General features: G+C 73.9%; 17 protein-coding genes and 1 pseudogene. 7 read left to right on the forward strand and 11 right to left on the reverse strand.

The window, feature by feature from the left end; all coding sequences use genetic code 11:
- Nucleotides 1–6 precede the first annotated feature (6 nt).
- Together Asi02nite_RS29345 and Asi02nite_RS29350 are read right to left on the reverse strand one after the other, a co-directional pair.
- Nucleotides 7–732, reverse strand: coding sequence for an isocitrate lyase/PEP mutase family protein (locus Asi02nite_RS29345; RefSeq protein ID WP_203717234.1), 726 nt, complete (start codon nt 730–732; stop codon nt 7–9).
- Nucleotides 729–1,178: a carboxymuconolactone decarboxylase family protein gene (locus tag Asi02nite_RS29350; RefSeq protein ID WP_203717235.1), complete on the reverse strand. Its 450-nt coding sequence runs from the start codon at nt 1,176–1,178 to the stop codon at nt 729–731. Before Asi02nite_RS29350 ends, Asi02nite_RS29345 begins: the two co-directional genes overlap by 4 nt.
- 47 nt (nt 1,179–1,225) lie before the next feature.
- Between Asi02nite_RS29350 and pdxR the strand changes: the two genes are divergently transcribed.
- Nucleotides 1,226–2,587, forward strand: a complete 1,362-nt coding sequence (gene pdxR / locus Asi02nite_RS29355) for a MocR-like pyridoxine biosynthesis transcription factor PdxR (RefSeq protein ID WP_203717236.1) — start codon at nt 1,226–1,228, stop codon at nt 2,585–2,587.
- On the opposite strand, the gene Asi02nite_RS29360 is transcribed toward pdxR, so the two are convergent.
- Nucleotides 2,584–3,378, reverse strand: coding sequence for an SMP-30/gluconolactonase/LRE family protein (locus tag Asi02nite_RS29360; protein ID WP_203717237.1), 795 nt, complete (start codon nt 3,376–3,378; stop codon nt 2,584–2,586). The two genes, pdxR and Asi02nite_RS29360, sit on opposite strands and share 4 nt — an antisense overlap.
- Nucleotides 3,379–3,460: 82 nt before the next feature.
- Between Asi02nite_RS29360 and Asi02nite_RS29365 the strand changes: the two genes are divergently transcribed.
- Nucleotides 3,461–4,084: an NUDIX domain-containing protein gene (locus tag Asi02nite_RS29365; RefSeq protein ID WP_203717238.1), complete on the forward strand. Its 624-nt coding sequence runs from the start codon at nt 3,461–3,463 to the stop codon at nt 4,082–4,084.
- On the opposite strand, the gene Asi02nite_RS29370 is transcribed toward Asi02nite_RS29365, so the two are convergent.
- Complete coding sequence (locus tag Asi02nite_RS29370) at nt 4,006–4,533, reverse strand: GNAT family N-acetyltransferase (protein WP_203717239.1); 528 nt, start codon at nt 4,531–4,533, stop codon at nt 4,006–4,008. The genes Asi02nite_RS29365 and Asi02nite_RS29370 overlap by 79 nt on opposite strands.
- Nucleotides 4,530–5,036 carry a winged helix-turn-helix domain-containing protein gene (locus Asi02nite_RS29375; RefSeq protein WP_203717240.1) on the reverse strand — a complete coding sequence of 169 codons (507 nt, stop codon included), beginning with the start codon at nt 5,034–5,036 and terminating at the stop codon, nt 4,530–4,532. Before Asi02nite_RS29375 ends, Asi02nite_RS29370 begins: the two co-directional genes overlap by 4 nt.
- A gap of 59 nt (nt 5,037–5,095) precedes the next feature.
- On the opposite strand from Asi02nite_RS29375, the gene def reads away from it, so the two are divergent.
- Nucleotides 5,096–5,632: a peptide deformylase gene (gene def, locus Asi02nite_RS29380; RefSeq protein ID WP_239127215.1), complete on the forward strand. Its 537-nt coding sequence runs from the start codon at nt 5,096–5,098 to the stop codon at nt 5,630–5,632.
- On the opposite strand, the gene Asi02nite_RS29385 is transcribed toward def, so the two are convergent.
- Entirely contained in the window at nt 5,598–6,347 is a 750-nt protein-coding gene (locus tag Asi02nite_RS29385) for a 2-phosphosulfolactate phosphatase (RefSeq protein WP_203717242.1), read from the reverse strand. The two genes, def and Asi02nite_RS29385, sit on opposite strands and share 35 nt — an antisense overlap.
- A 72-nt stretch (nt 6,348–6,419) precedes the next feature.
- Between Asi02nite_RS29385 and Asi02nite_RS29390 the strand changes: the two genes are divergently transcribed.
- Complete coding sequence (locus tag Asi02nite_RS29390; RefSeq protein WP_203717243.1) at nt 6,420–6,968, forward strand: dihydrofolate reductase family protein; 549 nt, start codon at nt 6,420–6,422, stop codon at nt 6,966–6,968.
- A gap of 7 nt (nt 6,969–6,975) precedes the next feature.
- Here the strand turns inward: Asi02nite_RS29390 and Asi02nite_RS29395 are convergent, their stop codons facing one another.
- Nucleotides 6,976–7,944 (reverse strand): ketopantoate reductase family protein, encoded by a 969-nt coding sequence (locus Asi02nite_RS29395; RefSeq protein WP_203717244.1) that lies wholly within the window; start codon nt 7,942–7,944, stop codon nt 6,976–6,978.
- Nucleotides 7,945–7,992: 48 nt separating this feature from the next.
- On the opposite strand from Asi02nite_RS29395, the gene Asi02nite_RS29400 reads away from it, so the two are divergent.
- Entirely contained in the window at nt 7,993–8,343 is a 351-nt protein-coding gene (locus tag Asi02nite_RS29400) for a DoxX family protein (protein WP_203717245.1), read from the forward strand.
- 5 nt (nt 8,344–8,348) lie between these two features.
- On the opposite strand, the gene Asi02nite_RS29405 is transcribed toward Asi02nite_RS29400, so the two are convergent.
- From Asi02nite_RS29405 to Asi02nite_RS29420, 4 genes are read right to left on the reverse strand one after another with little or no spacing between them, the layout of a single operon-like run.
- On the reverse strand, nt 8,349–9,359 hold the full coding sequence (locus Asi02nite_RS29405; RefSeq protein WP_203717246.1) for an amidohydrolase family protein: 1,011 nt from the start codon (nt 9,357–9,359) through the stop codon (nt 8,349–8,351).
- A complete protein-coding gene (locus Asi02nite_RS29410) occupies nt 9,356–10,306 on the reverse strand; it encodes a VOC family protein (RefSeq protein WP_203717247.1) in 951 nt (316 codons plus the stop codon). The genes Asi02nite_RS29405 and Asi02nite_RS29410 overlap by 4 nt, the downstream gene beginning before the upstream one ends.
- Nucleotides 10,307–10,315: 9 nt before the next feature.
- Nucleotides 10,316–11,368 carry a PrpF domain-containing protein gene (locus Asi02nite_RS29415; RefSeq protein ID WP_239127216.1) on the reverse strand — a complete coding sequence of 351 codons (1,053 nt, stop codon included), beginning with the start codon at nt 11,366–11,368 and terminating at the stop codon, nt 10,316–10,318.
- Entirely contained in the window at nt 11,358–12,044 is a 687-nt protein-coding gene (locus Asi02nite_RS29420) for a 4-carboxy-4-hydroxy-2-oxoadipate aldolase/oxaloacetate decarboxylase (protein WP_203717248.1), read from the reverse strand. Before Asi02nite_RS29420 ends, Asi02nite_RS29415 begins: the two co-directional genes overlap by 11 nt.
- Nucleotides 12,045–12,153: 109 nt before the next feature.
- Here Asi02nite_RS29420 and Asi02nite_RS29425 point away from each other — a divergent pair, with 109 nt between their 5' ends.
- Together Asi02nite_RS29425 and Asi02nite_RS29430 are read left to right on the forward strand one after the other, a co-directional pair.
- Nucleotides 12,154–12,786, forward strand: coding sequence for a GntR family transcriptional regulator (locus tag Asi02nite_RS29425; protein ID WP_203717249.1), 633 nt, complete (start codon nt 12,154–12,156; stop codon nt 12,784–12,786).
- 82 nt (nt 12,787–12,868) lie between these two features.
- Nucleotides 12,869–13,070 (forward strand): annotated as a pseudogene (locus Asi02nite_RS29430) (hypothetical protein); the annotation flags it as partial.

Consider the following 13,070-nt stretch of genomic DNA (forward strand, 5'->3'; position numbering starts at 1 on the left):
ACCCGGTCATTCCGCGTACGGCGAGGCACCGTCGGCGATCGCGGCGAGCATCCGCGCGTGCCGGGCGGTGAGCGCCTCGTGGATGCCGTCGCCGAAGCTGATCCGCGCCACGTTCAGGGCGGCGAGGTCCGGCAGGCTCGGCGTGTGCGGGGTGAACAGGACGTTGACGGGGCCCAGAGCGGCCAGCGCGGCGATGTCGGTGGCCATGATCGGGTACGCGCAGTCCGCGCCGGCCGCCAGGAAGCGGCGGACCCGTTCCTCGGCCACGCCCAGCGGATCCTCGACTCCCCGGATGTACGCGTCCACCCGGGCGTTGAGGACCACGTCCGGGCCGGCCGCCGCGCGCACCGCCGCCAGGAAGTCGGCCTGTCCGTCCACATCGACCAGTTCCTTGGTACGCGGGTCGGAGTCCTCCAGGTTGCAGCCGACCGCGCCGGTGGCGAGCAGCCGCTCGACGAGCTGCGCGGGCGGCAGGCCGTACCCCCGTTCGAGGTCGGCCGTGACCGGCACGTCGACCGCGCGGGCGATCCGCGCCACCGCGTCGAGCATCTCCTCGACCGGGGTGGCCTCGCCGTCGGCGTAGCCGAGGCTGAGCGCCACCGCGGCGCTGCTCGTCGCGACGGCGGGGAAGCCCGCCGCCTCGACGGCCCGGGCGGAGGCGGCGTCCCAGGCGTTGGCCAGCACGACGGGGTGGCCGGGGCGGTGCAGCGCGCGCAGCTGCTCGGCGCTCACGACAGCGGCCAGGCGTGCGTGGTGACGGCGACCCGGTTCCAGGCGTTGATCACCGTGATCGACCAGACCAGCTCCGCGAGCTCGGTCTCGTCGAACTGGGCCCGCGCCGCCGCGAAGACCGGGTCCGGGACCGGCCCGTCGGTCAGCCGGGTCATCGCCTCGGTGAGCGCGAGGGCGGCCCGCTCCCGCTCCGTGAAGAACGGCGTCTGCGACCAGACCGGCAGCGCGTAGAGCCGGCGCTCGGTCTCGCCGCCCGCCCGGGCGTCGGCGTTATGGGTGTCGACGCAGTAGGCGCAGCCGTTGAGCTGCGAGGCGCGGGCCCGGACGAGCTCCAGCAGGGGTGCCTCGAGCGTGGTCCTGCGGGAGGCGGCGTCGAAGGCATTCATGGCCTTGTTCATGTGCGGCGCGAGCTTGTCGGCCGCGAGGCGGATGGTCGAGGTCGTCATGCCCACCACGCTAGGGCGCGAATGGCCTGACGCTAAGGTCCAATACCGTGGCGTTTGATTGGGCCGATTTTGGTGTCGATCTCCATCTCGACCTGCCCGCCGGTGAGCGGCGGGCCGGGCTCGAGCAGGCCCTGCGCGCGGCGATCCGGTCGCGGCGGCTGGCGCCGGGCAGCCGCCTGCCGGCGACCCGGACGCTCGCCGCCGAGCTCGGGGTTGCCCGGGGCACCGTCGCGGCCGCCTACGACCAACTCGTCGCGGAGGGCTACCTGACGGCGCGGACCGGTTCGGGCACCACCGTGGCGCTGCTGCCGCCCGCGTCACCGGTCCCGGCCGCCGCCGCGGCGCCCCCGGCGCCTCGATTCGACCTGCGGCCCGGCGCGCCCGACGTGACCTCGTTCCCGACGTCGGCCTGGCTGCGGGCGACGCGGCGGGCGTTGTCGCGGGCGCCGGCGGCGGCCTTCGACTACGGCGACCCGCGCGGCCACCCGGCGCTGCGCGCGGCGCTGGCCGAGTACCTGGGCCGCGCCCGCGGTGTGCTGGCCCATCCCGACCGGATCGTGGTCACGTCGGGCTACGTGCAGGCGCTGGCGCTGCTGGCCGGGCTGCACCGGGTGGTGGCGATGGAGGACCCGGGCCTCGCGTTCCACCGCGAGGTGGTGCGGCGGGCCGGCGCCCGGGTGGTCCCGGTGCCGGTCGACGCGGCCGGCGCTCGCACGGACCTGCTGGAGTCCACGGTGGACGCGGTGGTGCTCACGCCGGCGCACCAGTACCCGACCGGGGTCACGCTGGCGCCGGCCCGCCGCCGTCTGGTGGCCGACTGGGCGCGGGAGCACGGCGCGCTGGTGATCGAGGACGACTACGACGGGGAGTTCCGCTACGACAGGCAGCCGGTGGGTGCCGTGCAGGGCGTGGCGGCGGAGCAGGTCGCCTATGTCGGCTCGGCGGCCAAGACGCTGGGCCCAGGACTGCGGCTGGGGTGGGTGGTGCTGCCCGAGCGGCTCGTCGAGCCGGTGGTGGAGGCCAAGCGGCACAGCGACTACCACACCGAGGTGGTCGGCCAGCTCACGCTGGCGGAGTTGATCACGAGCCACGGGTACGACCGGCACGTGCGGGCGGTCCGGTCCCGCTACCGGGCGCGCCGCGATCTGCTGCTGGCCCGGCTGCGGGGCGCGGCGCTGGGCGGGGTCGCGGCGGGGTTGCACGCGCTGTTCCCGCTGCCGCCGGGCGGGCCGCTCGAGCGGGACGTGTTGGCCGCGGCGGCGTCGCGTGGGCTGGCGCTGGGCGACCTCGGCAGTCACTGGCACGCGCCGGGTGACCATCCACAAGGGCTGATCATCGGGTACGGCACGCCGAGCGAGAGCCGGTATCCGGCGGCGCTCGACGTGCTCGCCCGGGTGCTGCGTGCTTAGAGCGTTGCCGCGAAGACGACACCGTCGCCGACGCCCTGGTCGCTCCACCGGTTGGCGGTGATGTAGAGGGTTTCGTCGCCCAGGGCGCAGGAGAAGCAGCCGCGGTCGGCGTCCACGGTGGACAGGATCTCGCCGCCTTCGGCCACGCGGACGCAGCGCTGGTTGGGGACGTCGGCGAACCAGACGGCGGCGTCGTCGTTGTCTACGTCGAGGCAGATGCCGTCCGGCGCCGAGCCGTCGACGGCCGCGAACACCCGTTGGTTCTCGAGGGCGCCGTCGGGGGCGATGTCGAAGGCGGTGAGGCGGCCGGCGTACGACTCGGCGACGATCAGCGTGTCGCCGCGTACCACCATGCCGTTCGGGAAGGCCAGCCCACCGGCGACCTCGCGCGGCCCGTCCGCACCCGGGGTGAGCACGCAGATCCGGCCGGGCCGGAACTCGCCACCCGGGAACTCGAACCCGATGTCGTTGACGAAGACGTTGCCGCGCCGGTCGACGGCGATCTCGTTCCACTGCCCGGCGCCGAGCGCGGCGTGCCGCTCCAGGGTGCCGTCGTCGCCGACCCGCAGCAGCATCCCCTTTTGGCTGGAGACGGCGAGCAGCCGGCCGTCGGGCAGCCAGTCGATGCAGAGCGGCATGTCACCGACCTCGGCGACGACGGTCGCGGCGCCGTCGGACTCGACCCGGACGATCTGACCGGCGCCCCAGTCGCAGAACCACAACCGCCCGGCGTGCCAGCGGGGCGACTCACCCATCGCGATACCGGACACCAACGTACGAAGCTCGCTCATCTCGTCCTCCTCGAATGCTGCCTTCACCTGGTACGTGCCACCCGGCGCCGGATTCTCGACATCCCTCGGGAAGAATTTCCGGGTGAGTTTCGACCTGCTGGCCCACATCGCCGGCCTACCCCGCCTCCGATCGGCCGCGGGCGTGCTCTTCCGCGACGCGGCGGGCGGGGTGCTCCTGGTCCGCCCGACGTACAAGGACGGCTGGGAGGTGCCGGGCGGCGGCATCGAGGCCGACGAGTCGCCGTTGGCGGCAGCACACCGGGAGGTCCGGGAGGAGTTGGGCGTGACCGCCCCGATCGGCCGCCTCCTGGTGCTGGACTGGATCGCCGCGACACCCCCATGGGACGCCGGCCTGATGTTCATCTTCGACGGCGGCGTCCTGGACCCCGAGGTCACCGCCCGGATCGTGCTGCCGGCCGACGAGCTGTCGGAGTTCCGCTTCGTGCCACCGACGGACCTGCCATCGTTCCTCCCGCCCCGCCTGTCCCGCCGGGTCGTGGCGGCGCTGGACCCGAACACGCCGGTCTACCTGGAGGAGGGCTACGAGCCCGCTCCGTCGCGCGGGTCGGGGGTCGAGGCGGCGCTCACGACGAGCGACCTCGCGCCCGGGAACGGCCAGCCCGTCGGTTACCAGACGTCGCCGTCGCGCCAGTCGCAGGTCAACGGGGCCGTCAGGTCCAGGGGGAGCACGCCCGGGAAGACGTAGACCGCGCCTTCCTCCTCCGGGGTTGGGGTCAGGCCCGTGGGGGTCAGGGCCGAGAGTCGGCCCGTCCAGGGCAGCCAGCCGCGGGCGCGGTACAGAGGCTCGCCCTCGTCCGTCGTGCCGAGCGCGCCCAGGTCGTAAGCCCCGCGGATGACGCCCTCCAGTGCCGCCATCACCGCCGCTCCGTAGCCGCGGCGGCGGTGGTCCGGGTGGACGCCGACGCCCTCGACGTAGCCGCAGCGTAGCGCCCGTCCGTTGTGGAGCAGCCGGCGTTGGACGACGCTGCCGTGTGCCACCAGCGTGTCGCCCTCCCAGGCGAGGGCGTGCATGCCGCCGAGCGAGTGCTCCCAGTCCTCGGCGCCGAAGTCGCCTTCGAAGACCAGTTCGAGCAGGCGGTACGCGGCGCCCAGCGCGGCCGGCGCCGCGGCGCTCGTGTGGATCAGCTCGATCACGCGTCCGCCTCCGGGAGCAGCGGGAAGACGCGGGCGACGACGCCGACCGGAGCGCTGCCCCGGGGTGCGCGGCGGCGGGCGTAGGGGGCCAGCACCGCCCGGATCTCGTCGGCCACCGTCGTCAGCTCGGCGGGGGTCAGGTGCAGCACCTCGCTGAACGCCTCGTCGCGCTGCCACCGCTCCGGCGCCGTCGCCCGGCGGGCCAGCCAGCGGTGGTAGCCCTCGTCCTCCAGCTCGCGGGCCAGCGGACCGAGGTCGGCGCCGGGCCGCGGCGGGGTGGGTGCCCGCAGCCGCCACGGGCGGGCGCGGCCGTGCGCGCCGGCGACCGGCTCGACGTAGCCGTAGCGCTCCAACTGTCGCAGGTGGAACGAGCACGCCCCGGAGCTCTCCCCCAACCGCCGGGCGGCCTCGTTGGCGGTCACGGAGCCGGCGTCCGCGAGGAGGTCGAGCAGCGCCACCCGCAGCGGGTGCCGCAGCGCCATCTCCGACTCTTGCCCGATCACGCCTCGCATCGTACCCTCTGATTTGCAAAGCTTTGCAAAGTCTTGCGAGGAGGTCAGCGGTGACGGTCCGGCCGGTGCGGCTCTTCGGCGATCCCGTGTTGACGATGACGGCCGAGCCGGTCACGGAGTTCGACAAGTCCTTGCGGACGCTGGTCAAGGACCTCACGGAGACGTTGCGCGACCAGCGGGGGTCGGGGCTCGCCGCACCGCAGATCGGCGTGCCGCTGCGGGTGTTCGTGTTCGACGTCGACGGCGTACGCGGGCATCTCGTCAACCCTGCCCTGGACTTCCCGTCCGACGAGGAACAGGTCGGGCCGGAGGGATGCCTGTCGATTCCGGGGCTCTACTACGACACGCGACGGCGGATGCACGCGGTCGGGCGCGGCGTCGACGAGCACGGGCGGGCCGCCCAGGTGGTCGGGACGGCCGAGGTGGCGCGCTGCCTGCAGCACGAGACCGACCATCTCGACGGCGTGCTGTTCCTGGACCGGCTCGACCCGGCGACGCGGCGCGTGGCGATGCGGGACATCCGGGACGCCCCGTGGGGCGGCGCGGTGAAGGTCAGTCCACACCCGATCCGGGGGCTGCTGCGGTGAACGCGCCGTCGCGCAGGACCGGGACGGCGTCGCTCGCGTCCGTCTCGACGGCGATCGCGACGTCCTCGGCGAAGCCTTGCGCGGCGAGTTCGCGTCCGGATGCGCTGTCGACGACGGCGCGGGCGATGTCGTCGATTCCCTTGTAGACGCTCGCGGCGGCGCGGGCCTCCGGCGAGAGGTCCGTCGCGCCCGTCGCGGCGATGACCGCGCCCGCGCCCAGGAGGTCCTCCAGGGCCGGGCGCAGGGTGTCGTCGGGCCAGCGCTCCCCCGCCGCGATGACGGTCAGCGGGCGGTCGGGCGTACCCACGCCCTGCTCTCGCAACCACCGACCGACCGCGCCGGCGTTGCGGAGGCTCGCGGCGACGAGGCCGCAGTAATCCTTGACGGCGGCCGCGATGGCCGAGCCGTTCGGGGACGGCAGCACCAGGTCCGGGACGCGCGGCGCGCGGCGCAAAGCCGCCGGCGAGAGCGACCACGGCCGATCGGCGGTCACGGCGCGGCGGCCGACCGCGACCGGTGGGCCGCCTTCTGTCCGGGTTTCGCTCCAGGCGCGCGGGTGGACCCGGGTGCCGGCGTCGACGAGCACCGACACCGAGGTGGTGAACGAGAGGACGTCGACGATCACGGCGTACGCGCTGCCCGGTGCGAGCCGGCGCGCGCCTTCCGGGCCCCAGTCGAACCGCACGCCGTACCCGTGCTGCAGCCACTCCTCCACGCCGCGAGGGTCACACAGCCCTGGCGCGGCAGCCTCTGATTTTCTGTCGTACCCCCGTGGTCTCGTTGTCGCATGGCTACCCGCTACTACACCGCGACCTCGCTCGACGGCTTCATCGCCGATGCTGACAACTCGCTCGACTGGCTCTTCGAGGTCAGCGAGCGCGACGACAAGTTCAGCCCGTTCTTCGCGTCGATCGGCGCGATGGCGATGGGCGCCACGACCTACGAGTGGGTGCTCGATCACGAGAAGCTGCTGGAGCAGCCGGCCAAATGGCAGGAGTGGTATGCGGACCGCCCGGCCTGGGTGTTCACGCACCGTGAGCTACCCCGGATCCCGGGCGCGGCGATCACGTTCGTCTCGGGTGACGTCCGGCCGGTGCACGCCGCGATGACCGAGGCGGCGGGCGACCGCGACATCTGGCTGCTCGGCGGCGGCGAGTTGGTCGGCTCGTTCGCCGACGCGGGCCTCCTCGACGAGATCATCGTGGGCGTGGCACCGGTGACGCTGGGCTCGGGCGCCCCACTCCTACCCCGCCGCCTGACCTCGGCCAGGCTGGCGTTGACCGGGGTCGAGCAGTCGGGCCCGTTCGCCTACCTGACCTACCGGGTGTCGTCCTGACGCCGCGTCACGGCACCATCGCGAGGAAGGCATCGGGGGTGAGGGCGCCTGGGCGCGCCTGGTCGCGGGCCGCGCGGTTGACGATGCGGCGGACGAGTTCGTTGGCCGGCGTCGGCACGCCGTGCAGGCGGCCGAGCAGCACGATCTCGCCGTTGAGATAGTCGGCCTCGACCGAGCCCGTGCCGCGGGTGAGGCTCTGCCAGGTCGAGCCGCCGCCCCGGGCGGTGCCGTCGACCGGCTTGATCGTGAGCAGGCCGGCACGGCGGGCCGCGTCCTCGGCCGGGCTGGCCACGTCGATGCCCGCCGCGTCGAGCACGGCCGTGGCCTCCGCGCGCAGGAGGGCGTCGACCTTGTCGATCCCGTCGGCGTCCGGGCCGCACAGGGCCTGGATGGCATTGCCGAGGTTCATCAGCAGCTTCGCGTACTTCCAGCGCATGATGTCCGCCCGCGCCTCGCTGGCGAACCCGGCCTCCCGCAACCCGGCGGCCAGCGTCCTGGCGGTCTCGTCGACGCCGCCCGGGTAGGGGCCCAGGTCCAGGCCGCCGGGGGTCGGCGCGCTGTGCGCGACCACGACACCGGGAGCGAGGTGGGTGGCGGGCAGGATGACGTGCACGCCGTACACGTTGGCGAACTGCCGCAGTGCGGCCCGCTCGTTGGCGACGCCGTTCTGCAGGCAGAGCACCGGCGTCTCGGGCGGCGCGACGGCCGCGAGCGGGCGCAGCACGCCGTCGGTGTCCATGCCCTTCACGGCCAGCACCGCGACGTCGCCGGCCCGCCACTCGTGCGCGTCGACGGCGCCGACGGCCGGCAGCCGCAGGGTCCGGCGGCCCTCCGGCGAGTGCAGCGCGAGCCCGTCTCGCCGGATCGCGTCGAGGTGCGCACCGCGCGCGACCAGCACGACCTCGTGTCCCGCGAGGGCCAACCGCCCACCGACCACACCACCGACAGCGCCCGCACCCACGATCACCCATCGCACGCCGTCGAACCTATGTCACGTCCCGCATGGTCATCCCGTCCTGTGACCATGCCCATCCTCGCTGACCCGATCTGGCCGGTGGCGCTCCTGGCGACGATCCAGTACGTGGACGCGGCCGTCTGCTGGCGCCCCGTCGACGCGGTCCGCCGCTGCCTGGACGACGTGCACGCCCCGCCGCTGGTCCGCCGCCTGCTCACCCCGATCAAGATCGCGGCGGGCTCGGGGCTCCTGCTGGGCCTGGTCGTCCCGTACCTGGGCGTGCTCACCTGCGCGGCCCTGGTCGCCTACTTCGCCATCGCGGTCACGATGCACATCCGCGCCCGCGACCTCGGCCGCAACTTCCGCAACGCGGCGGCGCTCGGCCTCACCTCGGCGCTGGTCAGCCTCTGCTACCTGTGATCAGGTCAGCCTCCGCTGCCTGTGGTCAAGCGGGGATAGACCCGGCGGGCGTTGCGCTCGTAGACCGCGGCGGCGTCGGCCGGCGCCAGCGCCAGCGCGTCCACGTACCGGCGGGTGTCGTCGAAGTGGTCGCCGGTCCGGGGGTCGATGCCGCGAACCGCGCCGATCATCTCCGAGCCGAACAGCAGGTTCTCGACGGGCAGCACGGCGAACAGCAGGTCGATGCCCGGCTGGTGATACACGCAGGTGTCGAAGAAGACGTTGCCCAGCAGCGCGTCCTCCGGCGCCGGGCGCGCGAGCATGTCGGCCAGGCCACGGAAACGACCCCAGTGGTACGGAACCGCGCCGCCGCCGTGCGGGATCACCAGCCGCAGTGTCGGGAAGTCGTGGAACAGGACCGCCTGGAGCAACTGCATGAACGCCGTCGTGTCCGCGTTCAGGTAGTGGGAGCCCGTCGCGTGGAAGTTGGGGTTGGTCACCGCGGACACGTGCACCATCGCCGGCACGTCCAGCTCGACCAGCGCCTCGTAGAGCGGATACCAGGCACGGTCGGTCAGCGGCGGCGACGTCCAGTGCCCGCCGCTCGGGTCCGGGTTGAGGTTGCAGCCCACGAAGCCGAGCTGCTCGACACAGCGCCGCAGCTCGCCCACCGACCGCGCGATCGGCACCCCCGGCGACTGCGGGAGCTGGGCCACGCCCGCGAACGACTCCGGGAACAACCCGACCACCCGCGCGATCAGGTCGTTGCAGGCCGTGGTCCAGGCCACGCTGACCGACTCGTCACCGGCGTGGTGGCCCATCGCCGACGCCCGCGGCGAGAACAGCGTCAGGTCGACGCCCCGCGCCCGCATCAGCGCGAGCTGACTGTCCACGACGGACGCTCGCAGGTCCTCATCGGACAACACCGGGTACGGCGGCGGCGCGACCCCCGCGTCGTAGGCGGCGAGCTGGGCGGCCCGCCACCGCGTGTGGGCCGCCGGCGCCGTCGTGTAGTGGCCGTGGCAGTCGATGATCACGGGGTCACCGGCGGCGTGCCGTGCGTGTGGAACGACGGGATCGTCTTCAGGCCCCACGCCTGACCCTTGGCCCGTTCCGCCTCCGTCCAGTCGACCGGCTGCCAGTCCGGCGCCAGGACCAGCCGCGCGCCGGCGTTGCACAGCTCGATGCGGTTGCCGCCGGGCTCGTAGACGTACAGGAAGAAGGTCTGCTGGATCGCGTGCTTGTGCGGCCCGGTCTCGATGAACACGCCCTGCTCCAGCGCGATGTCGGCCGCCCGCAGGATGTCCTCGCGGGTGTCCGCCGCGAACGCCAGGTGGTGCAGCCGCCCCGCCGTGCCGGTGCCGTCCCGCGTGTAGACCGCGTCGTACCCCTTGTTGGTGAACGTCGTCCAGCTTCCGGCCACGGCGCCGCCGTCGAGCACGATCTGCTCGGTCACCATCGCGCCGAGCGTGTCGCGCAGGTAGTCGCGGTTGGGCTCGACCGCCACGCCGAGGAAGTTGACGTGGTCCAGGCGGCGGACGCTGACCCCGCGACCCGGGTACGCCGAGGCCTGGTTCTTCAACGCCGGCCGCAACTCGGCGGGCGGCTCGTACCAGGCGCTCTCGTGGTAGAGGCCGAACTCGTGCCCGTCGGGGTCGGTGAACACATAGGTCGGTCCGTAGCCCGGATCCCCGTCCTGCCAACCGATCCCCCGCCCGGTCGACTCCACCGCGGCGACCCGTCGCGCCAGCGCCGCGGGACTCGACGCGCGCAGGTTCGTGCGCCCCACGCCGGAGGTGGTGTGCGCCGTCAGCTTGACGGTGATGTTCTCGTAGTCGTCGAACGCCCGCAGGAAGACCGAGTCGCCGGCCGCGCCGTTCTCGTGCAGCCCGAGAAACCGCGTGAAGAACAGCAGACTCTCCTCGGGTACGGGCGTGCGAAGCTCCACATGGGCCAGATGGGCGACGTCGTGCAAGGGTGGCATGGGTCTCCTTCAGCGGGGGTACGCGACTCCGTCGAAGAGCTTGCGGACGGTACGCACGACGCCGGAGCGGACGGCGCGGGGCGGATCGGTGGCCGTGTCCACGACGACGTCGACGAGCATCGAGCCGGTCGGGTGCTCGACCTCGACCCGCGGCCCGGCCCAACCGGCGGTCAGCGCGTGGCCGACCGCACCCGGCAATCGCATCCCGGTCACCGTGCTGACGGCGGCGAGCACCCCGATCGCGGTATGCGGCCGCACGGGGATGAACGACCGCGTGCACACCTGCCCACCGGCGCGGGGCGGCGCGAGCAGCACGGTCTTGGGGACGGGCGCGGCGGCGACGTCGCCGAGTCCCATCAGGACGGCGGCCGCCCGCCGCACGACGTCGATCCGCGCACCGCTAGCCTCCAAAGTGGATGGTGATTCATACCCCGTCAGCCCGAACGACGACGCCAGCGCCAGCACGACCGGCATCCCGTTGTCGACGCAGGTCACCTCGATCCCCTCGACGACGTCGCGCACCCGGCCGGTCGGCAGCAACCCGCGCGCGCCGGCCGTGTCCTCGAAGGCCACCAGCACAGGCGCCGCCGTCCCCGGCACGCCGGCGATCGCGACGTCGCCGCGGTACTCGACCCGACCGCCCGGCGTCGGGAAGGTGGTCACGGCGACGGCTCCGCTGTTCACCATCCGTACCCGGACGCTGGTCTCCGAGGGGTCGGCGGCGACCAGGCCGCGCTCCACCGCGAACGGCCCGACCCCGGCGAGCAGGTTGCCGCAGTTCTGCCGGTCGCTGACCGTCGCCTCCTCGACGCCCACCTGCAGGAACAGGTAGTCGACGCCGTCGGCGCCCGCCGAGACGACCGCGACCTTGCTGGTCAGCGACGTCGCGCCGCCAAGGCCGTCGATCTGCCGGGGATCGGGCGAACCCATCAGCCGCAGCAGCAGGTCGTCGCGCTCGTCGGGCGGGTCGGGCAGGTCGTCGGCGAGGAAGTAGAGGCCCCGGGACGTCCCACCGCGCAGCATCATGCACCGCACCCCGGTGGCGTCGTAGTCACCCGCCATGGCGCTCGTACTCGATGCCCAGCGCGGCGAGGCGCTCCCGCAGCCCGTACCGGTCGAGGCCCACCTCCCCCGCCGCGAACGCGGCCCGGGTCGCGGCCTCCTTCTCGGTGCGCGCGCGGGCGGCGGCCAGGGCCCGCGGCACGTCCAGGCGTGGCACCACCAGCACCCCGTCGTCGTCGCCGAGCACCACGTCGCCGGGGTGCACGGTCTGGCCGCCGAGCACAATCGGCACGTTGACGGCGCCGGCGGTGGCCTTGACGGTCCCCTGCGCGCTGACCGCCCGCGACCAGACGGGAAATTCCATCTCACGCAGCGCCGCGACGTCCCGCACCCCGGTCGCCAGGACCGCCCCGCGTACGCCGCGCCGGCGCAGCGACACCGCGAACAGTTCGCCGAACAGCCCGTCGGTGGACGGCGAGGTCGTCGCCACGACCAGCACGTCGCCGGGGCGGCACTGCTCCACCGCGACGTGGATCATCAGGTTGTCGCCGGGCCAGCAGAGCACGGTGACCGCGGTGCCGCCGGTTCGGGCGCCGGCCCAGGCGGGCCGGAACTCCGGGCCGAGATAGCCGACCCGGCCGAGGGCCTCGTGCACGGTCGCCACCCCGTGCCCGGCCAGGTCCGCGGCGACGGCGACGTCCGCGCGGGGCGGGTCGGTGATCACGACGGTACGCACGGCGCCCCCTTTCCCATTCACGGGCCACGATGCGCGCTCGGGCGGCGGATTGTCAACAATCCTGTCGACCATCTTGTCCCGTCGATGCGTTCCGGCTTACCGTCGCGCCATGACCCCCGCACAGACCCGCACGGCGCTGCGCGCGGCGATCCTGGGCGGCACCTACCTGCCCGGCGAGCGACTGGTCGAGGCGCAGCTCACGGCGCACTTCCAGACGAGCCGGTCCGCGGTACGGGCGGCGCTGCGCGACCTGGCCGGCGAGGGCCTCGTGGTGGCCGAGCCCCACCGCGGAGCGCACGTCCGCAAGGTCTCCCTGGCGGAGGCCATCGAGATCACCGAGGTACGGATGGTCCTCGAAGGCCTGGTCGCGTCCCGGGCGGCGGCCACCGTCGACGACGCCGGCGCGGCCGAGTTGGCGGAGGTCGGCGGGTTGATGCGGGCGGCGGTCGAGGCGGGCGAGTTCCGCCGCTACAGCGACCTCAACCAGCGGCTGCACGCGCTGATCCGGCGGATCGCGGGGCACCGCACGGCCGACGACCTGATCGGCCGGCTGCACGGGCAACTGGTCCGGCACCAGTTCATGCTCTCGCTCCTGCCCGGGCGACCGGCGGTCTCGCTCGCGCAACACGAACACGTCATCACGGCGATCCTGGCCCGCGACCCGGCGGCGGCGGAGGCGGCGATGCGCGCCCACATCGCCAGCGTCATCGACGCCTTGCACACCCTGGACGGCACGCCATGACGGGCCGGCGCCCACGCCGCGAGGCCGAGCCGGGCACCTGCGCGCGACCGGCGTCGCCGTGCGTCGCGGGCGAGGAGTCGGCATGACCGCGTTCGCGGTGCTGGGGCTCGGTGAGGCGGGTGGGCGGTTCGCGGCCGATCTGGTGCGGGCCGGTGCGGAGGTGAGCGGCTACGACCCGCGGCCCGCGGCGCCGGCCGGCGAGCGGGAGCCGGCGCCACGCGGCGAGCGGGAGCCGGCGCCACGCGGCGAGCGGGAGCCGGCGCCACGCGGCGAGCGGGAGCCGG

The sequence above is a fragment of the Asanoa siamensis genome (genome assembly GCF_016862555.1).
In the GTDB taxonomy this organism is placed as follows: domain Bacteria; phylum Actinomycetota; class Actinomycetes; order Mycobacteriales; family Micromonosporaceae; genus Asanoa; species Asanoa siamensis.